Annotated in this window: 21 protein-coding genes and 1 pseudogene; 10 read left to right on the forward strand and 12 right to left on the reverse strand. The window is 72.5% G+C overall.

Features of this window, described 5'->3' with window-relative positions:
* Window positions 1–20: 20 nt before the first annotated feature.
* Complete coding sequence (locus ACWCPI_RS04715; RefSeq protein WP_451036719.1) at window positions 21–1,376, forward strand: MFS transporter; 1,356 nt, start codon at window positions 21–23, stop codon at window positions 1,374–1,376.
* Here the strand turns inward: ACWCPI_RS04715 and ACWCPI_RS04720 are convergent, their stop codons facing one another.
* Window positions 1,377–1,607, reverse strand: a complete 231-nt coding sequence (locus ACWCPI_RS04720; RefSeq protein WP_451036720.1) for a hypothetical protein — start codon at window positions 1,605–1,607, stop codon at window positions 1,377–1,379.
* A gap of 58 nt (window positions 1,608–1,665) precedes the next feature.
* On the opposite strand from ACWCPI_RS04720, the gene map reads away from it, so the two are divergent.
* Window positions 1,666–2,523, forward strand: coding sequence for a type I methionyl aminopeptidase (gene map / locus ACWCPI_RS04725; RefSeq protein ID WP_394726203.1), 858 nt, complete (start codon window positions 1,666–1,668; stop codon window positions 2,521–2,523).
* Window positions 2,524–2,640: 117 nt separating this feature from the next.
* Window positions 2,641–3,288 (forward strand): biliverdin-producing heme oxygenase, encoded by a 648-nt coding sequence (locus ACWCPI_RS04730; RefSeq protein ID WP_451036721.1) that lies wholly within the window; start codon window positions 2,641–2,643, stop codon window positions 3,286–3,288.
* A gap of 58 nt (window positions 3,289–3,346) precedes the next feature.
* Here the strand turns inward: ACWCPI_RS04730 and ACWCPI_RS04735 are convergent, their stop codons facing one another.
* Window positions 3,347–3,991, reverse strand: a complete 645-nt coding sequence (locus ACWCPI_RS04735; protein WP_451036722.1) for a PhzF family phenazine biosynthesis protein — start codon at window positions 3,989–3,991, stop codon at window positions 3,347–3,349.
* Complete coding sequence (locus ACWCPI_RS04740; RefSeq protein WP_451036723.1) at window positions 3,984–4,871, reverse strand: hypothetical protein; 888 nt, start codon at window positions 4,869–4,871, stop codon at window positions 3,984–3,986. Before ACWCPI_RS04740 ends, ACWCPI_RS04735 begins: the two co-directional genes overlap by 8 nt.
* Before the next feature lie 238 nt (window positions 4,872–5,109).
* Here ACWCPI_RS04740 and ACWCPI_RS04745 point away from each other — a divergent pair.
* Together ACWCPI_RS04745 and ACWCPI_RS04750 are read left to right on the forward strand one after the other, a co-directional pair.
* Window positions 5,110–5,631 (forward strand): annotated as a pseudogene (locus tag ACWCPI_RS04745) (FTR1 family iron permease); the annotation flags it as partial.
* Complete coding sequence (locus ACWCPI_RS04750; protein WP_451036724.1) at window positions 5,591–6,583, forward strand: hypothetical protein; 993 nt, start codon at window positions 5,591–5,593, stop codon at window positions 6,581–6,583. The pseudogene ACWCPI_RS04745 and the gene ACWCPI_RS04750, both read left to right, overlap by 41 nt.
* 19 nt (window positions 6,584–6,602) lie before the next feature.
* Here the strand turns inward: ACWCPI_RS04750 and ACWCPI_RS04755 are convergent, their stop codons facing one another.
* On the reverse strand, window positions 6,603–7,337 hold the full coding sequence (locus tag ACWCPI_RS04755) for a bifunctional DNA primase/polymerase (protein WP_451036725.1): 735 nt from the start codon (window positions 7,335–7,337) through the stop codon (window positions 6,603–6,605).
* A 156-nt stretch (window positions 7,338–7,493) separates the two neighbouring features.
* Window positions 7,494–8,129 (reverse strand): TetR/AcrR family transcriptional regulator, encoded by a 636-nt coding sequence (locus ACWCPI_RS04760; protein ID WP_451036726.1) that lies wholly within the window; start codon window positions 8,127–8,129, stop codon window positions 7,494–7,496.
* Between the two features lie 109 nt (window positions 8,130–8,238).
* Between ACWCPI_RS04760 and ACWCPI_RS04765 the strand changes: the two genes are divergently transcribed.
* On the forward strand, window positions 8,239–8,436 hold the full coding sequence (locus ACWCPI_RS04765; protein ID WP_451036727.1) for a DUF6243 family protein: 198 nt from the start codon (window positions 8,239–8,241) through the stop codon (window positions 8,434–8,436).
* Window positions 8,437–8,461: 25 nt separating this feature from the next.
* Here ACWCPI_RS04765 and ACWCPI_RS04770 read toward each other — a convergent pair whose 3' ends face one another.
* The 3 genes from ACWCPI_RS04770 to ACWCPI_RS04780 all read right to left on the reverse strand — a co-directional run bounded on the left by ACWCPI_RS04770 (window position 8,462) and on the right by ACWCPI_RS04780 (window position 12,015).
* Window positions 8,462–9,469: a small ribosomal subunit Rsm22 family protein gene (locus ACWCPI_RS04770; protein WP_451036728.1), complete on the reverse strand. Its 1,008-nt coding sequence runs from the start codon at window positions 9,467–9,469 to the stop codon at window positions 8,462–8,464.
* Window positions 9,470–9,583: 114 nt separating this feature from the next.
* On the reverse strand, window positions 9,584–10,765 hold the full coding sequence (locus tag ACWCPI_RS04775; protein WP_451036729.1) for a serine hydrolase domain-containing protein: 1,182 nt from the start codon (window positions 10,763–10,765) through the stop codon (window positions 9,584–9,586).
* Complete coding sequence (locus ACWCPI_RS04780) at window positions 10,717–12,015, reverse strand: multidrug effflux MFS transporter (protein WP_451036730.1); 1,299 nt, start codon at window positions 12,013–12,015, stop codon at window positions 10,717–10,719. Before ACWCPI_RS04780 ends, ACWCPI_RS04775 begins: the two co-directional genes overlap by 49 nt.
* Before the next feature lie 87 nt (window positions 12,016–12,102).
* Between ACWCPI_RS04780 and ACWCPI_RS04785 the strand changes: the two genes are divergently transcribed.
* Window positions 12,103–13,146, forward strand: coding sequence for a Gfo/Idh/MocA family protein (locus ACWCPI_RS04785; RefSeq protein WP_451036830.1), 1,044 nt, complete (start codon window positions 12,103–12,105; stop codon window positions 13,144–13,146).
* Here ACWCPI_RS04785 and ACWCPI_RS04790 read toward each other — a convergent pair.
* Window positions 13,133–14,773: an alkaline phosphatase D family protein gene (locus ACWCPI_RS04790; protein WP_451036731.1), complete on the reverse strand. Its 1,641-nt coding sequence runs from the start codon at window positions 14,771–14,773 to the stop codon at window positions 13,133–13,135. The two genes, ACWCPI_RS04785 and ACWCPI_RS04790, sit on opposite strands and share 14 nt — an antisense overlap.
* Before the next feature lie 134 nt (window positions 14,774–14,907).
* Between ACWCPI_RS04790 and ACWCPI_RS04795 the strand changes: the two genes are divergently transcribed.
* Complete coding sequence (locus ACWCPI_RS04795; RefSeq protein WP_451036732.1) at window positions 14,908–15,672, forward strand: SDR family oxidoreductase; 765 nt, start codon at window positions 14,908–14,910, stop codon at window positions 15,670–15,672.
* A gap of 342 nt (window positions 15,673–16,014) precedes the next feature.
* On the opposite strand, the gene ACWCPI_RS04800 is transcribed toward ACWCPI_RS04795, so the two are convergent.
* Window positions 16,015–17,028 (reverse strand): aldo/keto reductase, encoded by a 1,014-nt coding sequence (locus ACWCPI_RS04800; RefSeq protein ID WP_451036733.1) that lies wholly within the window; start codon window positions 17,026–17,028, stop codon window positions 16,015–16,017.
* 66 nt (window positions 17,029–17,094) lie between these two features.
* Window positions 17,095–17,421 (reverse strand): nuclear transport factor 2 family protein, encoded by a 327-nt coding sequence (locus ACWCPI_RS04805; protein WP_451036734.1) that lies wholly within the window; start codon window positions 17,419–17,421, stop codon window positions 17,095–17,097.
* A 146-nt stretch (window positions 17,422–17,567) separates the two neighbouring features.
* Here ACWCPI_RS04805 and ACWCPI_RS04810 point away from each other — a divergent pair, with 146 nt between their 5' ends.
* Window positions 17,568–18,134, forward strand: coding sequence for a DoxX family protein (locus ACWCPI_RS04810; protein WP_451036735.1), 567 nt, complete (start codon window positions 17,568–17,570; stop codon window positions 18,132–18,134).
* Window positions 18,135–18,451: 317 nt separating this feature from the next.
* Window positions 18,452–18,829, forward strand: coding sequence for a MazG-like family protein (locus ACWCPI_RS04815; protein ID WP_451036736.1), 378 nt, complete (start codon window positions 18,452–18,454; stop codon window positions 18,827–18,829).
* 66 nt (window positions 18,830–18,895) lie between these two features.
* Here ACWCPI_RS04815 and ACWCPI_RS04820 read toward each other — a convergent pair whose 3' ends face one another.
* Window positions 18,896–20,398 (reverse strand): esterase/lipase family protein, encoded by a 1,503-nt coding sequence (locus tag ACWCPI_RS04820; protein WP_451036737.1) that lies wholly within the window; start codon window positions 20,396–20,398, stop codon window positions 18,896–18,898.
* Window positions 20,399–20,406: the final 8 nt, after the last annotated feature.

A 20,406-nucleotide genomic window follows, 5' to 3' on the forward strand; every position in this document is an offset into this window, starting at 1 on the left:
CCGCCGCAGCATGGCCCGTCGTGACCGACGACTCCCCCGTTCCGGCCGAACCCCGCGACGGCCCCTCCCCGACGCCCTCCCGTCTGCGTGCCGTCCTGCCCGACCTCGCCCCGTGGCGGGCCTGCGCCGACTTCCGGAAGCTGTGGCTGGCGGGGTTGATCTCCTCCTTCGGCAGCTTTCTGACCTTCGTCGCGCTGCCCGTGCAGATCAAGGAGCTCACCGGGTCCGCGGCGGCGGTCGGTGCGATCGGGGCGGTGGAGCTGGTGCCGTTGATCGCGTTCGGGCTGTACGGGGGCGCGCTCGCCGACGCGCTCGACAAGCGGAAGCTGATCCTGTGGACGGAGGCCGGGCAGGCGCTGCTGAGTGCGGCGCTGCTGGTGAACGCGCTGCTGCCGAGCCCCGCCGTCTGGCCGCTGTACGTCGTCGCCGCCCTGTCCTGCGCCCTGGTCTCGGTCCAGCGGCCCGCCCTCGACGCCCTGTGGCCCCGGATCGTGGCGCACGAGCACCTGCCCGCCGCGGGCTCCCTCAACGCGCTGCGCTGGCAGGTCGGCGGGGTCGCCGGGCCGGCCCTGGCCGGTGTGGTCGTGGCGTACGCGGGGCTCGGCTGGGCGTACGGCGCCGATCTGCTGACCTTCGTCGCCTCCGTCGTGCTCACGCTCGGCATCGCCCCCTCCCCCGCCGCCCACGAGGCCGCGAAGCCGTCGCTGAAGGCCGTCGCCGAGGGCGCCCGCTACGCCTGGAGTCGCAAGGAGCTGCTCGGCACGTACGTCATCGACATCGCGGCGATGCTCTTCGCGATGCCGCTCGCCGTACTGCCGTTCCTCGCGGACGAGTTGGACGCCCCGTGGGCGCTGGGCCTGATGTACGCGGCCGTCCCGGCGGGCGCGATGCTGGTGAGCCTGACCAGCGGCTGGACCTCGCGGGTGCACCGGCACGGGCGGCTGGTCGTCGTGTCGGCCGCGCTGTGGGGCGCGGCGATCGCGGCCGCCGGCGTCGCCCGGAACGTGTGGCTGGTGCTGCTGTTCCTGCTTCTCGGCGGGGCCGCCGACATGGTCAGCGGCATCTTCCGCGGGGTGATGTGGAACCAGACGATCCCGGACGAGCTGCGCGGCCGGCTCGCCGGGATCGAGCTGCTGTCGTACTCGGCGGGCCCGCAGCTCGGCCAGACCTACGTGGGCGGCGTCGCCGCCTGGCAGGGCGTGCGTACGGCTGTCTGGTCGGGCGGGGCGCTGTGCGTGGGCGCGGTGGGAGTGCTCGCGCTGTGCCTGCCGAAGCTGATGTCGTACGACGCGCGCACGAACGAGCACGCGGTGCGGCTGCGGGAGCAGCGGGCGGCGGCCGCAGCGACGCCGGTGTCCGCACGGGCCGGGGGCTGATCAGTCGTCGTCCGCACGGCCCGCCGGGGCGTCGTGCCACTTGGGGTCGTTCTCCCATTCGAGGTTGCGCTCCCGGGCGAGGTCCATCGCGTGCTGGGCCTCCTCGCGGGTGGCGTACGGCCCGAAGCGGTCCTTGGCCGGGCACTCGGGCCCCTCCTCGACCTTCTTGTGGACCAGGCAGTAGTACCACTCGCCCGGCTTGCCGACCGTGCGCTTCTTGAACAAGGCCATGAGCGGCTCCTCTCGCCAGGGACATGTTCCCCCACGCCCGCTGGTTAGACTCGCTGGCATGTCTGGCCAGTCACTGCTCGTACCGGGGGAGCTGTCCCCCACCCGTTCCGTACCCGGCAACATCCGCCGCCCCGAGTACGTCGGCCGGCCCGCGCCGACGCCGTACACGGGTCCGGAGGTGCAGACCCCGGAGACCGTCGAGGCGATGCGCGTCGCCGGCCGTATCGCCGCGCGGGCGATGGCCGAGGCGGCGAAGCTGATCGCTCCCGGCGTGACGACGGACGAACTGGACAAGGTGGCGCACGAGTACATGTGCGACCACGGCGCCTACCCGTCGACGCTCGGGTACCGCGGTTTCCCTAAGTCCCTGTGCACGAGCGTCAACGAGGTGATCTGCCACGGCATCCCGGACTCCACGGTGCTGCGCGACGGCGACATCGTCAACCTCGACGTGACGGCGTACATCGGCGGGGTGCACGGCGACAACAACGCCACGTACCTGGTGGGTGACGTCGACGAGGAGTCGCGCCTGCTGGTGGAGCGGACCCGGGAGTCCCTGAACCGCGCGATCAAGGCGGTCAAGCCGGGCCGGCAGATCAACATCATCGGCCGGGTCATCGAGTCGTACGCCAAGCGCTTCGGCTACGGGGTGGTGCGGGACTTCACCGGGCACGGCATCAACTCGTCGTTCCACTCGGGCCTGATCATCCCGCACTACGACAGCCCGCACGCGACGACCGTCATCCAGCCCGGCATGACCTTCACGATCGAGCCGATGCTGACCCTCGGGACGCACGAGTACGACATGTGGGACGACGGCTGGACGGTGGTCACGAAGGACCGCAGGCGCACGGCCCAGTTCGAGCACACCCTGGTGGTGACGGAGACGGGCGCGGAGATCCTGACGCTCCCCTGATCCGGCGGTACCCGAACCCGTCCTCTGCGGAGGGCGGGTTTTCTCGGTACGCTTTTACCGACACAGCGTCGGCAAACCCATTGACTTAGGTAAGGCTAACCTCGGAAACTGGGCCCCATGGACTCCTTCTCGACAGTCATCCGCACCGCTTCCCAAGAGCAGCACATGGAGGCGGAGACCTCGACGTTCATGAGCGACCTGCTCGGCGGCAGGCTGGGCGTGGACGCCTACGCGCGCTACACCGAGCAGCTGTGGTTCGTGTACGAGGCGCTGGAGACCGGCACCGAGCGGCTGGCGTCCGACCCGGTGGCCGGTCCCTTCATCCAGCCGGAGCTGTTCCGGCTGGCGTCGCTGGAGCGGGACCTGGCGCATCTGCGGGGCCCGCGCTGGCGGGCGGGACTGTCGGCGCTGCCGGCGACGCGGGCCTACGCGGACCGGGTCGCGCAGTGCGCCCGTGAGTGGCCGGCCGGCTACATCGCGCACCACTACACGCGCTACCTCGGCGATCTCTCCGGCGGCCAGATCATCCGGGACAAGGCGGAGCGGACCTGGGGCTTCGCCAAGAAGGGCGACGGGGTCCGGTTCTACGTCTTCGAGGGGATCCCCAACCCGGCCGCTTTCAAGCGGGGTTACCGCGAACTGCTGGACGCGGTGCGCGCGGACGACCTGGAGAAGCAGCGGGTCGTGGCGGAGTGCAAGAGGGCGTTCGCCCTCAACACGGCCGTGTTCCGGGCGTTGGGCGAGGAGTTCCCACTGAGCGCGTGAGGCTCGGCGCGCCCGGCCCAGGCACCCCGCCCGACGCCCAGCGCCCAGCGCCCACCGCTCAGCGCTCCAGGAAGACCCGCCCTCCGACCTCCACCCAGCCGCCGGGCTGCGGTGCCGTGAGGATCTGGGACCCCGCTCCCTGGTTGATGTTGAGGGCCCGTCCCAGGCGGTCGGTGAGCAGCAGCGCCGCCGCGCCGGTCGCCTCGTCCTCGTCGATGCCGTCGCCGCGGCCGGGGAAGGCACGGGCCCGGACGCGGCCCGCCGCCTCGTCCTGCCAGGCCCAGGCGTAGATCCACTCCCCGGGCGGCGGGACGTCGAGACGGTCCACCTCGGCGGCCGTCGCGTACTGCCGCAACGTGCGCGGCGGAGCCCACTCCGGGCGCGCCTCAATCCAGCTGAACTCCCCGTCCAGCCGGGTGCCCACGACGCCCGCCGCGGTGACCAGTTCGGGCACGTCGAGCAGCCAGGCCGCACCGACACAGGGGTGCCCGGCGAAGGGCAGGCGCAGGGTCGGCGTGTAGATGTCGATGACTCCGCGCTCGGGGTCGTCGACGAACACGGTCTCGCTGAACCCGAGTTTCCCGGCCAGCGCCTGCCGGTCACCGCGCTCGGGCAGTACCGACCCGTCGCGGACGACGCCGAGTTCATTGCCGTATCCGCCCTCGGGTCCGCAGAAGACGCGCAGGACGTCGTAGTCAGTCACGGGTGCATTGAAACATCGCGCGGGCCGCGAGGTCGTCCCAGGTGGGGGCACCACCCGAAAGGGGCCAGGAGGGGGTGGCGGCCTCGTCGTACGGCAGCTCGGCGATCGCGTCCGCGTACCCGCGCTCCAGGGCCCGCCGTCGGGGCACGGGGCCGTCGCGGGGCACGGAGTCCGCCAGTCGCTCCAGGTGCCGCTCGTATGCGTCGGTCAGTTCGGCGGCCTCCTGGCGCCAGTGCCGCTCGTCGGGCGCCCGCGCCAGTTCCACACACACCGGCTCGACACCCTCCGCCAGGGCCGCGACGGCCCGGTCGTGTCCGTCCAGGATCAGCCAGCCGCCGAGGAAAGACACCCACCACAGCAGGACGGGCGCCGCCAAGCCCTCCCGCACCTGCTTGCGGTAGGCCTTCACCCGCGGGGCGTCCGGCGGGGAGAGGCGGCGCAGAGGCAGCACGCCGTGCCAGCCGCCCCCGCAGTACAGCTCCAGGCTGCCGCCCGGCCAGTCACGGACGAGGTCCTGCGTCCAGACGCCCGGCGCGAAGGCGGAACGTCCGGTGAGCCGCCAGCGGCCGTCGTGCAGCGGGCCGTTCGCCGCCTCCTCCAGCCGACGCGCGTACCGGTGCGTCCAGTCGGTCCGGCCCCGGGTCGTCACGGCACGTACGGGCGGGAGGGGCGAGCGGTAGCCGTCGGGACGGTGCAGTGCGAGGTCGCGGCAGCAGCCGTCGCCCTCGGCACGTCCGAACAGCACCGGTCGCTCCCCCTGCCTCAGCAGGAGCCGGCCCCCTTCCGCCGTCTCGAAGCGCAACGCCGAAGGGCCGGGGCGGCTGCGCACCTTCAGCACCAGCCGCCCCGGCCCGAGAAGTTCCCTGCTCCCCCTGTCCATGGAGACAGTCTCACGCCTTCGTGCGCCCTCTCCGGCGAACCGACAGCCAAGAAAGGCAAGCACCTGATCTTCGGCCGAACGGCCGTGAGTACCCGACACGACAGTGCCCGAAGGAACGGACGGACCGTGCGCCCCTTGCGCACCCGAGCGACGGCGACGGCCCGCGCCGAGCGGACGTCCGCCGCGGCCACGACGGCCGGGGGCTCGCCGCGGATCTGACCGTGCGGACGGTCGCCGCGCCCGCGGAGTTGTGGCCGTGGGCCGGGAGGGCCTGGAGACGGCCCTGTTCGTGTGGGCGTCGGTGCACGCGGCCGGTGACGGCAGCCCGCGCCCGCTGATCGGTGCCGCCCTCGGCATCGCCACGGCGATCGTCCTGGGCTGGCTGTTCTACCGCGGCGCCCTGCGCATCAACCTCGCCAGGTTCTTCACCTGGACCGGCGGCATGCTGGTCGTCGTGGCGGCGGGCGTGCTGGCGTACGGCTTCCACGACCTCCAGGAGGCGCGCTGGCTGCCCGGGTTGAGCGACCGGGCCTTCGACATCAGCGACACCGTCGATCCGTCCAGCTGGTACGGCACCCTGCTGAAGGGTGTCTTCAACTTCCAGCCGGACCCGACCGTCCTCCAGGTCACGGTGTGGCTGCTGTACCTGGTCCCGACGCTCGCGTTCTTCCTCGCACCGGTAGGGTTCGCCTCCGGGAAGGGGAAGGTGAAGGAACCTGATGAGCAGGGATCGCGGCCCTCGACGGCTCCGCAGGCTTGACCGGAGCGCACTGATAGCGGCCTCCGTGACCGCTTTGTCGTTGACGGCGAGCGGATGCGTGGTGGTGCACGGGGAGAAGGAGATCCTCCCCTCGGCCACCCGCGCGGAGGCCGCCAAAGCACTCCAGCAGTTCACCACCGCGTACAACAAGGCGGACAAGGCGTACGACAACTCCCTGTACGCCGACCATGTCACCGGCGCGCTGAGCGACATCGACGGGGCGCGGCTGAAGGCCGGCAAGGCCCTCAACCCCGGGGGCAACGCGGCCCACACCCCGTTGAAGCTGTCGGACGCCAAGTTCACGATCCCGAAGAAGGCGGGCTGGCCGCGCTGGTTCGTGGCCGACACGGCCGCCAACAAGGGCGCCGGCGCGCGTTGGGTCTTCGTGTTCACCCGTGAGGGGCTGGACGAGACGTGGGAGGCGGCGTACCTGACGCTGATGGCCCCCCGTGACGTACCGAAGTTCAAGACGGACAAGGACGGCTGGGCCGAGGCCGTCCCCGCGAACTCGGCCGGACTGGCCGTGCCGCCCGGTGAACTGAGCAAGGACTACGCGGCCTACCTCAAGGACGGCGGGAACCTCTTCGCGGCCGGCCGGCACACCAGCTACTGGCGTGCCGAGCGGGCGAAGGACGCCAAACGGCCGGGCCTGGTCAGCCAGTTCATCGACGAGCCGCTGACCAGCGGCGACTACGCCCCGCTGGCCCTGCGCACCGCGGACGGTGGCGCGCTGGTGTTCTTCACCACGCGCTACTTCGAGAAGCGGACGGCCTACGCGGGCACCTCCGTCCCCTCCCCGGGCAAGGCGGTGGAGGCGCTGACGGAGGGCGAGATAAAGCAGTCGCTGACGCTGGAGTTCGTCTCCAACGAGGTGGCCCTGGACCCGAAGGGTTCGGGGAAGGTCGAGGTCCTCGGCCGGATCCAGGGGCTGACGGCGGCGAAGGGCGAGTAGCGCCGCCCGGTGCGGCGGCTCAGTGGCGGCGCAGGGGCCAGGCCGTGGAGGCGTGGTCGGGCTCCTCGCCGACATAGCGTGCGCAGGCGTCGGTGAGGACTTCCAGCAGGCTCAGCGGGTCGGGCAGTTCGTGCTCCGGCCCGCGTACCCAGTGCACGGTCCGGTTCTCACCGGGCAGCTGCGCGGGCGGTACGAGGACGTAGGACCCGCGGCAGTGCCAGCGCAGTCCCGGGTGTTCGTCCATGGTCTCGGGGTGGCAGTCCAGCTCGCAGGGCCACCACTCGTCCTCGTCCTCGGGGGTGCCGCGGGTGAGGGTGAAGAAGAGCATCCGGCCGTCGTCGCTCTCGGCGACCGGCCCCACCTCGATGCCGGCGTCGAGCAGCCGCTCCAGCGCCTCGCGGCCGGCCTCGATCGGCACGTCGAGGACGTCGTGCACCATGCCGGTGGCGGTGATGAAGTTTGCCTCGGGCTGGTGGCGGGCCCAGCGCTCGATCTGGGCGCGGTCGGTGGTCGACTGGGTCTGCCAGGCGAAGGACACCGGGTGCCGGGCGGGTGTGGGACAGCCGACGCGGTCGCAGGAGCACCGGTAACCGGCCGGGTGCGCGGCGGGCGCGAGGGGCAGCCCGGCCGCGGCGGCTGCCAGCAGCAGGTCCTCCCGGCCACCGTCGCCGGTGACCTCCTTCGGGCGGCGTCCGCGCAGCCACTGGGAGAGTTTGCCCTGCAGGCCGGTCCGGCCGCCCAACTCCGCGCTCATCTATCCCCTCGCCTCGCTGTCGTGCGGAACAGCATGCCCTATGGTCCCATCATCGTGCGCTTCGGGGGGCCGTAGCGGACAACCGGGCCAGGTGGGACGAGGGGCACACAGCACCCGAATCAGGGGTGACCGGCCGCTTCGGTGGGATTCACGGTCCTACCGTGTGCGCGGTGCGAGACCGTACAGGGCGTAGTCGACGAGGGTGTCGGTGTACTCGTACGAGATCGGGCCGGTGTGCTGCAGCCAGCGCTGGGCGAGGGGGGAGACCCACAGTTCCAGGGCGATGCGCGGGTCGACGTCCGGGCGGATCTGGCCGGCCGCCTGGGCGGCGCGCACCCGGTCGACGTACAGCTGGAGCGAGGGTTCGAGGAGCTTGGCCACGAAGACCCGGCCGAGTTCCTCGTCGACCACACCCTCGGCGGCGAGGGCGCGGGACGGGATCTCGAAACGGGGGTCCTTGAGCTGGTCGACGGTGAGGCGCAGGACGGCCTTGAGGTCGGCGGCGATGTCGCCGGTGTCCGGGATGGCGAACTCGTACTCCGGGCCCGCGTCCCGGGACGCCTGTTCACTCAGGTCGAGGAAGGCCTCCAGCAGCACGTCCGCCTTCGACGACCACCAGCGGTAGATCGTCTGCTTGCCGACACCGGCGCGGGCGGCGATGCCCTCGATGGTGGTCCTGGGGTAGCCGACCTCACCCACGAGGGCGAGGGCCGCGTCGTAGATGGCGCGGCGGGAGCGCTCGCTGCGGCGGGTGGCGTCGGGTGCGGACTGGGCGGATTTCTGGGCTGCCATGTGTCGAATTTACCAGGTTGACAAGACGGAGCGTCTCGCAGGATCCTGGACGAACCACTAGCGAGACGAAACGTCTCGTTCTTGCGATGCTTTATGAAAGGACCCCCCCATGGCCCGAAGCGGAGCCGGAAACATGCTCGGAGTCGGCGGCACCCGCCGAAACCTCGGCCGCAAGGAGCTGCGCGGCGGCCGTCGAGGCGCCCCGATCGGCGGCGGCACCGACCCGCAGGCGCAGAAGAAGGAGCTGCTGCGCACACTCCAGGAGAAACGACGCAACAAGAACGCGGCCCCCGAACAGCACACCTAGGGTCTGTCGTCACCAGCCCGTCCGGTCAGCGCACCTGGGGCGCCTGGTCCTCCGCCGGCGGCCAGGCGTCGCCCCAGTCCGCGTCCCGGGCCGCCTTGTAGAGGTCGCCGTGACGCTTGGTGACCGTGGTGCGGCGCAGGCCGGGCTCGGTCTCGCACAGGTCGAGGAGCACCTGGCCCTTGCGGATCTGGGGCTTGCGGACCACACGGGACGGGGCCGCAGCGACCGGCAGGCGGGTCGCGGCGACGTAGCTGAACTTCTCGTCCTCGTAGGCGAGGGAGCCGCCCTTGATCTGGCGGTGCAGGGAGGAACGGCTGACCCGGGCCGCGAAGTGGCACCAGTCCGTGCCGGGGACGATGGGGCAGGCGGCACTGTGCGGGCAGGGGGCGGCGACCCGGAACCCGGCGGCGACGAGACGGTCGCGGGCCTCGATGACACGGGCGTAGCCGTCCGGAGTGCCGGGCTCGACGATCACGACGGACTGCGCGGCGTCCGCGACGGCGTCGAGGAGGGCGGTGCGGTCGGCGGCGGTGAGTTCGTTGAGCACGTACGAGACGGTGACGAGATCGACGTGGTCCAGCGTGAGCGCCGAGCCGATCCGGGCGCGCTGCCAGCGGGCGTCGGCGAGCGCCGGGTTGGCGGCGGCGATCTCCCGGCCGATCGCGAGGGCGGGCTCGGCCCAGTCCAGCACGGTGACGCCGCGCTCGCCGGGCCAGGTCGCGGTGACGGCCCACGTCGCGGCGCCGGTCCCGCCGCCCACGTCGGTGTGGCCGGCCGGTGACCACTGCGGTACGGCCTGGGCGAACGCCTCCAGTGCCGCCCGTACCGCCGCGAAGGTCGCGGGCATCCGGTACGCGGCGTAGGCGGCCACGTCGGCCCGGTCGCGCAGGATCGGGGCGTCGGTGGGGGTGGCGCCCCGGTACTTGGCGATCAACCGGTCGACGGCCTGCGCGGCCTGGCGGGGCGGGAGGCCGTCGAGGAGAGCGGCGAGACTGCCACGCAGGGCGTCCACCGGGGATACGGGGGCGTTCACCCGGCGATTCTACGAGTGCGCTCCGCTGCGGGGCGGCGGCCCCGGAGGGCTGGGGGGCGAGCGGCCGACGGCCGGGTGCAGTGATCGCGAGCGATGGTCCGACGCTCGTGATCACTACAGCTGGGTGCCTCTGACCGCCCGCGCCAGCCGCGTCGCGGCCCGCGCCCTCGGCCCGCTGTCGGGGGGCCGGCGCCGCGGATGCACCGTGTTCGCGAGCAGCACCAGGAAGGTGTCCGTCGCCGGGTCCACCACCAGCGACGTCCCCGTGAACCCGGTGTGGCCCGCCGCCCCCCGCCCCGCCAGCTCCCCCATGAACCGGGGCTGGTCCACCGCGAACCCCAGACCCGGCGGGGTCAGCAGCAGTTCCACGAAGTCCGGGCCCAGGATGCGGGCCGGGCCGTACGCGCCGCCGGACAGCAGGGCGCGGCAGAAGACCGCGAGGTCGTGGGCGGTGGAGAACAGGCCCGCGTGGCCCGCCACCCCGCCCAGCGCCCAGGCGTTCTCGTCGTGGACGACGCCCCGCAGCATCCCCCGGTCCGCCTTGGCCCACGGGCGGCGCTGGTCCTCCGTGGCCGCGGCACCGGGGCAGGGGCCGAAGTGGGTCGCCGTCATGCCCAGGGGGCGGGTGATGCCGTCGTGGACCAGGACGTCGAGGGTGCGGCTCGTGATGCGTTCCAGCACGTGCTGCAGCAGCAGGAGGTTCAGGTCGGAGTAGCAGTAGGTGCCGGGCACCCCGACGGGCGCCTCTGCTCGCAGCTTCTCCAGGCGCTCGGCGTCGTCGGCGCAGTCGTACAGCGGGAGTTCGGGCCGCATCCCGGAGGTGTGGGTGAGCAACTGCCGTACGGTGACGTCGTGCCGTGCGGCGGCGCGGAAGTCCGGCAGGTACGCGCCGACCCGCGCGTCGATGCCGAGCGTGCCGCGCTCGATCTGCTGGACCGCGGCGACCGCGGTGAAGAGCTTGGTGAGCGAGGCCAGGTCGAAGGGGGTGTCCGTGGTCATCGGTACCTGCGCCTCGGGGGGCAGTTCGACGCCGGCGTCCGCGGCCTCGTCGTAGGCGTCGTACCGCACCGCCCAGCCCGCCGCCTCGGCGACGGCGAGGTACGGGCCGCGTCCGGCGACCAGCACCACGCCGGCCGCCCAGGGGCGGGGCCCGGTGGTGAGGTCGTGGACCTCGCGGACGAGATGTCGGATCTCCTCGGGGTCGAGTCCCGCCCGTTCCGGCGTGTCCTCGCGCAGTCTCGGCGCGCTCAGCTCTCCGCTCCCTCCGCACCCGGACGTCTGTTCCAGGGACGGCACATTCCCATGAAGCAGGCCAGCGCCACCAGTGCCGCGGCCAGTTGGACGACGGCCATGGGGATGGCGGTGTCCTCGCCGGCGACCCCCACGAGGGGCGAGGCGATCGCGCCGATCAGGAAGGAGGACGTACCGAGGAGCGCGGACGCGGAGCCGGCGGCGTGCCCGGTGCGCGTCAGGGCCAGTGCCTGGGTGTTGGGGAGGGTGACGCCCATCGCGGACATCAGCACGAAGAGCGCGGCGGCCACCGGCGCGAGCCCCACCTCGCCGAAGACGCCCAGGGACATCAGCAGCAGTGCCGTGGCGGCCAGGATGACGATCGACAGGCCGACGCCCAGCACCCGGTCCAGGCTGACCCGCCCCACCAGCACCTTGCCGTTGATCTGGCCGACGACCACCAGCCCGACCGAGTTGAGCCCGAACAGCAGGCTGAAGGTCTGCGGGGAGGCTCCGTGGATCTCCTGGATCACGAAGGGCGAGGCCGCTATGTACGCGAACAGCGCGGCGAAGGCGAACCCGCCCGCCAGCGTGTACCCGGTGAACGCGCGGTCGGCGAGCAGGCCGCGCATGGCGCGCAGGGCCTCGCCGACCCCGCCGCGGTGCCGGTCGGCAGCGGGCAGCGTCTCGGGCAGCTTCCACCACACGAGCCCGGCGAGCAGGACGCCGACCACCGTGAGCACGACGAACACGCCCCGCCAGTCCGTCACGCGCAGGATCTGGCCGCCGATGAGCGGCGCCACGATCGGCGCGGTCCCCGAGACCAGCATGAGCGTGGAGAAGAAGCGGGCCATGGCCACGCCGTCGTACAGATCGCGTACGACGGCCCGTGCGATGACGATCGCCGACGCGCCGGCGAGCCCCTGCGCCAGCCGGAAGGCGACCAGTGTCTCCACGGTGGGCGCGAGGGCGCAGAGCACGGTGGCGAGGACGTAGACCGCGAGGCCGCACAGCAGGGGGCGACGGCGGCCCCACCGGTCGCTCATCGGGCCGACCAGCAGCTGCCCGAGCGCCATGCCTGCCAGGCAGGCGGTGAGGGTGAGCTGGACGGTCGCGGCGGGGGCGTGCAGGGACCCGGTGACCTCCGGGAGCGCGGGGAGGTACATGTCCATCGCCAGCGGGGGCGTCGCGGTCAGCCCGCCGAGGACGAGGGTGACCAGGAGGCCGGTGGCGCGCGGTGAACGGGTGGGCGGGTCGGGTACTGCCGGTGTCGCCGTCCGCGGCACGTGCGGTGTCGGCCCCCCACGGTCGGCCATGCGCCCCTCCCTCTCCGAGTGATCCGCCCTCTATGCTCTCAGCTCGTACTGAGTGTCGGGGATCACATGAGCGAGGGGCGGGCCGCGATGGCGGAGCAGAGCGTGCGGTGGGGGGTCCTGGCGACCGGCGGGATCGCCGCCGCGTTCACGGCCGACCTGGTGGATCTGCCGGACGCCGAGGTGGTGGCGGTGGCCTCACGGACCCAGGCCTCGGCCGACGCGTTCGCCGAACGGTTCGGGATCCCGCGGGCGTACGGCGACTGGAACGCCCTCGCCGAGGACGGCGACATCGATGTCGTCTACGTCGCCACCCCGCACTCGGCCCATCGCCAGGCCGCGGGGTTGTGTCTGGAGGCCGGGCGCAACGTGCTGTGCGAGAAGGCGTTCACGGTCAACGCGCGCGAGGCCGGGGAACTGGTCGCGCTGGCGAGGGCGCGCGGCAGCTTCCTGATGGAAGCGATGTGGATGTACTGCAACCCGCTCGTGCGGCGGCTCAAGGCGCTGGTGGACGACGGTGTCATCGGCGAAGTGCGGCATGTGCAGGCCGACTTCGGGCTGGCCGGCCCCTTCCCGCCGTCGCACCGCCTGCGGGACCCGGCGCAGGGCGGGGGCGCGCTGCTGGACCTCGGGGTGTACCCGGTCTCCTTCGCCCAGTTGCTGCTGGGCGAGCCGTCGGACGTCGTGGCGCGCGCGACGCTGTCCCCGGAGGGTGTGGACCTCCAGACGGGTGCCCTGCTCTCCTGGGACAGCGGCGCCCTCGCCTCCGTGCACTGCTCCATCGTCGGCGGTACGGCGACCTCGGCGTCCGTCACCGGCTCCCTGGGCCGGATCGACGTACCGAACGGCTTCTTCTTCCCGGACCGCTTCGTGCTGCACCGCGACGGCCGTGACCCCGAGGAGTTCACGGCCGACCCGGTGGACGGGCCCCGGGGCAGCCTGCGGCACGAGGCCGCCGAGGTGATGCGGGCCCTGCGGGCCGGCGAGACCGAGTCGCCGCTGGTCCCGCTGGAGGGCACGCTCGCCGTGATGCGGACGCTCGACGCGGTCCGGGACCGGGTCGGCGTCCGCTACCCGGGCGAACTCCCCGACGGCGACGTCACCGACGAGGCGCCCGCGCTCACGCCTGCGTGAGGCCCGGCGCCCCCGCCTCGGTCACGAAGGAGGCGGCCGTGGTGACCGGTGCCCCGGGCCTGGTCACGTACGGCACCGTCTTGAAGTCGGCCCGCGCCTGCTGTTCGCCCAGCGCGACGGTCACGTAGCCGCGCCGCCCGTCGTAGAACCTCAGGTGCGGGTTGGCCCGCATGTACGTGTCCCAGTTGGCGGGCTTTTCGATGCCGTCCCGGCCGCTGGCGATCGAGGTGGCCACGATCTCGGTGCCGAGCGTGGCGGAGGCCGGGTCGTCGAAGTCGTCCTTGATGTCGAAGCCGTACCCGACGTGGACGTCCCCGGTGAGCACCATCAGGTTCTCGATCCCGGCGGCCTTCGCGCCGTCCAGGACCCGGCGCCGGGAGGCGCGGTAGCCGTCCCAGGCGTCCATCGACACCCGGGACGGCGACGTCAGGTCGAACTTGCGCTGGGAGAAGGTGACCTGCTGCGGTACGACGTTCCACCGTGCCGTCGACTCCCGCCACCCGTCGAGCAGCCACCGTTCCTGGGTCGCGCCGGTCATCGTGCGCTCCGGGTCGTCGACCTCGGGGCCGGGGATCTGCGAGCCGTCGCCGTAGGCCTGGTTGGAGCGGTACTGCCGGGTGTCGAGCACGTCGAACTGGGCGAGCCGGCCCCAGTGCAGGCGCCGGTAGAGCCGCATGTCGGGGCCGGTGGGCCGCTGGGGGCCGCGCAGCGGCTGGTTCTCCCAGTAGGCGCGGTAGGCGGCGGCGCGGCGCAGCAGGAACTCCTCCGGCGGGACGCTGTTCTCGGGGGTGTCGTCGGCGTAGTTGTTCTCGGTCTCGTGGTCGTCCCAGGTGACGACGAAGGGGTGCGCGGCGTGCGCGGCCCTCAGGTCGGGGTCGGTCTTGAAGAGGGCGTAGCGCAGGCGGTAGTCCTCCAGGGTCGTCGTCTCGCGGTTGAAGAGCGCGGGGAGCGTGCGGTCGGTGTAGTTGCGGTAGCCGCCTGCGGAGTTGACCGGGTACTCGTACAGGTAGTCACCGAGGTGGAACACGAGGTCCACGTCGTCCTCGGCGAGATGCCGGTACGGCGTGTAGTAGCCGTCGGCGTAGGCCTGGCAGGAGACGGCGGCGAAGGTGAGGGAGCCGGTCTCGCCGGTGGCGGGCGGGGCGGTGCGGGTGCGGCCGGTCCCGCTGATCCAGGTGCCGGTGCGGAAGCGGTAGTAGTAGACGCGGTCCGCGTCGAGCTGGTCGATCTCGACGTGGACGGTGTGGTGGAACTCGGGGTGCGCGGTGGCGGTGCCGCGTCTGGCGATCCGGGTGAACCCCTCGTCGTGCGCCAGTTCCCAGTCGACGGCGACCCGTTCGGCGGGCAGCCCGCCGTCGGGCTGGTACGGGACGGGGGCGAGGCGGGTCCACAGGACGACGGAGCCGGGCAGCGGGTCACCGGAGGCGACGCCGAGGGTGAAGGGGTCGTCGTCGATCCGGCGGGCGTCGAGCTCCGCGGCGCTCGCCACGCCCGCGCCGGGCAGGCCGACGGCGAAGGCGAGCGCGGCGGCGGCGCCGGTGAGGGTCAGGAAGTGGCGGCGGGCGATGTGCGGCGCGGCGGCCCGCAGTTCGGCTGCGTGCCGGGGTTGGTCTGTCGTGATGGTCATCCGGTCCTCCCCTGCCTGATGGATGCACGAGGCAGGAGAGCGGCCGGGGACGACACTCGCTTGGCGCGTACACAACACCCGGATGGCGGACGAATGAGTTCCGGATGGCGGACGCTCCCGTACGCTTCGGGCCCATGACTGACAGCCAGACGGACACGAGGATCGCCGTGGTGACCGGCGCGGGCTCCGGCATCGGACGCGCGGTGGCCGTGGAGCTGCTGCGCACCGGCTGGTCGGTGGCGCTGGCGGGGCGCCGCACGGAGCCGTTGGAGGAGACGGCGGGGCTGGTGCCCGGCAGCGCCGCTCTGGCGGTGCGGACGGACGTGTCACGGCAGGAGGACGTGCACGCGCTGTTCGCCGCCACCGTGGAGCGGTTCGCACGGGTGGACCTGCTGTTCAACAACGCGGGGACGTTCGGGCCCGGCGGAGTGCCGGTGGAGGACCTGCCGTACGACGCCTGGCGGCACGTGGTGGACACCAACCTCAACGGGGCGTTCCTGTGCGCGCAGGCGGCCTACCGCCAGATGAAGGAGCAGGACCCGCGAGGCGGCCGCATCATCAACAACGGCTCGATCTCGGCACACACGCCCCGCCCGCACTCGGTGGCCTACACGGCGACCAAGCACGCACTGACCGGGCTGACCAAGTCGCTGTCGCTGGACGGGCGGGCCCATGACATCGCCGTGGGCCAGATCGACATCGGCAACGCGGCGACCGACATGACCGAGCGGATGCGGACGGGCGCCCTCCAGGCCGACGGGTCGGTGGTGCCGGAGCCCGTGATGGACGTGGCCGACGTGGCCCGGACCGTGCGGCACATGGCGGAGCTGCCGCTGGAGGCCAATGTGCAGTTCGCGACCGTCCTGGCGACGGCGATGCCGTACGTGGGACGCGGCTGAGGCCAACGCGGGACGCGACAGAGGTCACCGCGGGACGCGACTGAGGTCACTGCGGGACGCGACTGAGGTCACTGCGGGACGCGACTGCGGCCACGGCAGCCCACACCGTCTCCACAACTTGCACAACCGGATTTTCACATTCCGCTGCATCGGCGCCGGTGAGCGACTTATGCTCAAGACCTTGCACACCAGAGCTTCACATATGAAGCACAGAGCTTCCGCAAGCCACTCCAAGGGGGGCGGCGGCAGCCGTTCCAGGGACCGGGTGGGGGTGGACCTCGCGTGGGACCGCGAGGTACGCACCGGCGCTTGGAACGGCTGCCGCACACCGTCCGGCGCCGCTCAACGGCAAAGGATCCGCTCGGCCTCGGCCATCTGGTCGGCGGTGAGCGGGCCCTTCGCCAGCGCGGCCGCGTTCTGCTCGGCCTGGGCCACGGTGCGGAACCCCGGGATGGGGACGGCGTGCGGGCTGCGGGCCCACAGCCAGGCGAGGGAGCCCTGCGCGAGCGTACGGCCGTCGCTGGTGAGCACGTCCTTCAGCGCCTCGACCCGGGCCACCCACCGGGGGTCGGCGCCGGACCCGCCCTCGAAACCCTCCAGCCACTGCGGCGGCCGGCTGCGGATGTCGCCCGCCTCCAGGGCCTGCCCGGCTCCGCGCTTCCCGGTCAGCAGGCCCATCGCCAGCGGGCTGCGGTTGACGCCGGCCAGCCCCAGCTGCGCGCACAACGCGAACATCTCCGGCGCGTCCTGGAGCACGTTGGCCCTGTGCTGGACGGCCGCACAGTGCTCCCCGCGTGCGAAGACGGCGGCGCGGGCGGGGTCGTCGGTGCTCCACGCGTAGGCCCGGATCAGACCCTCCCGGACGAACTCCTCGCAGACGTCACGCAGTTCGGCGGCGCGTTGCGGGTCGGCGTCCGACAGGTGCAGCTGGTAGAGATCGATGTGGTCGGTGTCCAGGCGCCTCAGCGACGCGGTCAGCGCCCGCCGGGCGTACTGCGGGGAGTCGTCGGCGCCGGTGAGGGTGCGGGTCTGCTCGTCGAAGACGTTGCCCCACTTGGTGGCGACCACGACATCGGCGCGGCGCTTGCCGAGGGCACGGCCGAGGACGCGTTCGCTGTGCCCGGCGCCGTAGGTGTCGGCGGTGTCGAAGAAGGTGACACCCAGGTCGAGGGCGCGCCGGATCGCCCGTACGGACTCCTCGTCGTCGACCTTGCCCCAGCCGAGCGGCTGCCCGTCGGCGGCCTGCCACTCCCCGCCGACGGCCCAGCAGCCGAAGCCGAGGGCACTGACCTCGATACCGGAGCGTCCCAGCGTCCTGGTGGCCCTGGGGGTCTGCGTGATCTCCGTGGTCTCCATGCCGGGACACGTTAGGAGTTGGAGCGCACACGAGGGCAAGGGCTTTCCGCGGATTCCCGCGGGCCGCTACGCCTGACCGGTCTCGAAGCGGGAGATCCTTCCGTCCTCCTCGACCTCGAAGTGCCACCGGGTGCGCATCTCGCCCCAGGTGTCGTTGCGGTAGGAGGCGATGAGGTCACGGCCGTGGTTCGACTCGTTGTCGACCTCCAGGTGACCGTTGGAGGTGAAGATCTCCCGGTCGATCCAGTCGGTGAGGTCGCGGTCGGTGCCGTCGTCCGCCATGGTCGCGTCCGGTGTGAGGACCTTCAGGAAGCCCTCGCGGTCATGGGCGTTGACCGCGGTGACGAAGGCGCGGACGGACGGGTCGCTGAGTCTGGACGTCTGAATCGTCATACCGGTCAGCCTCACATCGGCCCCCGCGCCCCGCCACCCGAACGGCCGTGAGGGCAGGCCGGTCGGGTGGCGTCGGTGCGACCGTGGATGCGTGGGAGGGGTGTTGTGCCTGCTGTCCGTTCCCGCCGACCGTTCAGGGAGTCACCGTGAGTGCATACGACCGACGTGATCTGGGCCTGCTGCTGCTCCGGCTGGGAGCCGGCGGGGTGCTGGCCGCGCACGGCACGCAGAAGCTGTTCGGCTGGTTCGGCGGTCACGGCATCGAGGGGACCGGCCAGTTCATGGAGTCGGTCGGTTACCGGCCGGGCAAGGCGAGCGCGACGGCGGCGGGCCTCGCCGAGACCGGCGGCGGCACGCTGCTGGCGCTGGGCCTCGCGACGCCCGCGGCGGGGGCGGCGGCCGCCGGCGCGATGGCGGGGGCGGCCGCCGTGCACGCCCCCAACGGTTTCTTCAACCAGGAGGGCGGCTACGAGTACGCGGCCACCCTGGGCCTCGCCGCGACCGGCCTCGCGATCGCCGGTCCGGGCCGCATCTCCCTCGACCACGCGCTGGGTCATGTCGTCGACCGCGGCTGGATGGTGCCCGCTGCCCTGGCGGCGACGGCCGCGGTGACGGCACTGGTGGTGGGGGCACGGATCAAGCGGCTGGACCGGGCGGAGAAGCAGGAGCAGGCGGAACTGTTCGACGAACAGGAGGCGCTGTTCGGGGAGTAGCGGTGCGGGTGCCCGGCATGCAGCCTCCGTGCCGGGCGCCGCGCATGGAGTGGCGGCGCGGGTGTCTGTCACCCCGCCTCCGTGCCGGGCGCCGCGCATGGAGTGGCGGCGCGGGTGTCTGTCACCCCGCCTCCGTGCCAGGCTCCGCCCATGGAGCGGCGGCGCGGGTGTCTGTCACCCCGCCTCCGTGCCAGGCTCCGCCCATGGAGTGGCGGCGCGAGTGTCCGCCGCCCCCGCCCCCGTGCCAGGCTCCGCCCATGGAGTGGCGGCGCGAGTGTCCGCCGCCCCCGCCCCCGCCCCCGTGCCACGCTGCGCGCATGACTGATCAGGCCGCCACTCCTTCCGACACCGCCGCCGAGTCCCCCGCCGTAGCTGCGGCCGACCTCTGGGACTCCATCGACGCCCTGTGGACCTGGCTCGACCGCGACCGACCCGTCGGCGGCCGGGAGGGCCTGCTCCTGCGCATGCTGAAGCTGTCGGAGGAGGTCGGCGAGGTCGCCGAGGCCGTCATCGGGGCGACCGGGCAGAACCCGCGCAAGGGCGTCAGCCACACCTGGGAGGACGTACAGGGCGAACTGTGCGACGTCGTGATCACGGCCCTGGTGGCCCTGCGCACACTGACCCCCGACACCCGCGAGGTCTTCACCCGCCACCTGGCCCACGTCAGGAGGCGCTCACTGGGCCCGGATCGGTGACGGGCGTCGGACCAGGGCGGGTGTCGGACCCGAACGGACCCGAACGGGCGTCAGGCCAGGGCGGCCTCAGGTCCAGGGCGTGGCGACGAGCCGGATCCTCGCCTCGCGGCCGACGAGGGGCGCGGCGGTGGTGGGCAGGCTGAGGTGGGCGACCCAGCGCTCCGGGGTGGGGTCCTCGTCGACACGGGGCTCTCCGGCGACCCGGTGGTCGCGGATGGCACCTTCGATGTCCGAGTTCCAGGTGGCCCAGATACCGGGACCGGCTTGCGGGGTGCCCACGTCGATGACGAGGGTGTCGGAGAAGTCGGCGGACTGCTCCAGGTGGTCACCGAGGCTGAGGATGCCGCGCCGCTCGCGCAGGGAGATGAGCCGCAGGTCGAGGACGAACCGCATCGGCTCGTCCGTGCTCGCCCGCAGACCGCTGTTGAGGAAGGTGGTCGCCAGCGACACCGACGCCTCGGCCCCGTCCGCGGGCGGCTCCAGCTGGATCGGGCACCAGTGGGCGGCGAGCCGCTCGTGCATCACCACCGGCAGCCCGCGCACCGAGAGCCGCACCTCGGCCTGCCACACCACGTCGTCGCCGCCGGGCAGCCGGTAGTCGACCAGGGACGCCTCGATCCGGGTGTCACCGAAGAGGAACCGCCGCAGGTTCTGGTACCCCTCCTCGGAGTTGACCATCCCGTAGCGCCCGCTGTGGCTGCGATGCACGAAGGCCCGGTGCGCACCCGGCACATACGCCCGCTCGATCTGCACGAGCCCGTCGCTGCGCGGCCCGACGGCCGCCGCGGACAGCCCGAACGCGACGTCGTAGTCCGTCGGGTCGGTGCCGACGAGGCAGAAGACCCGCTCGCGGGGCAGCGTCCCGGGACCGTCCGGCATCCGGCGTGCGTCCCAGCCCTCGGGTGGGCCGCCCGGGTCCCGTTCGGCCTGCGGGGTGAGGTACTCGTACATCCGCCGGGGCCCGAAGATGTCGGCGCCCTGGATGCCCAGGGTGTCCCGGATCCGCTCGAACCACCCACCCCCCGCGTCGAAGGCGATGCCGCCGTGCGGGGTGCCGTACGTGAAGAGCTTCGCGACGCAGTCGGCGGCGGCACGCCCCCGGTCGGGCAGGACCTTCTGGAGCAGGCAGCGGCAGATGAGGCCGCCCATGGAGTGGGCGACGAGGAGGACCGCGGGGGCGCCGGTCTTCTCCAGAAGCCGGTCGATGAGGTCGAGCAGGTCGGCGGCGGCGGCTTCCAGTTGGTACTCCTGGGGGCGGCCGCCCCAGGTGCTGGCCGAGCGGTCGTAGAACCGGTGGATCCATACGGTGTGCGCGGGGATCTTGTCGTGCTCGGCGAGGTAGGTCTCCTGGCTGCCCTGCACGAGGAGTTCGTAGCCCTCCTCGCGGAGCAGACGCAGCAGCGGACTCTCGAACTGGTGGAAGAGCGGCTGGTTGTGGGCGCCGACGCGGACATGCGTGGATCCCTCGTTGAAGCCGTAGAACGGGTCGCCGACGGCTTTGTCGATGCCGCGGGTGCCGCCTGCGAAGCCACGGACATACACGAGAGGGAGCTTGCGGGTGTCGTCCACGGCTTGCC

This window comes from Streptomyces sp. NPDC001920 (assembly GCF_053594495.1).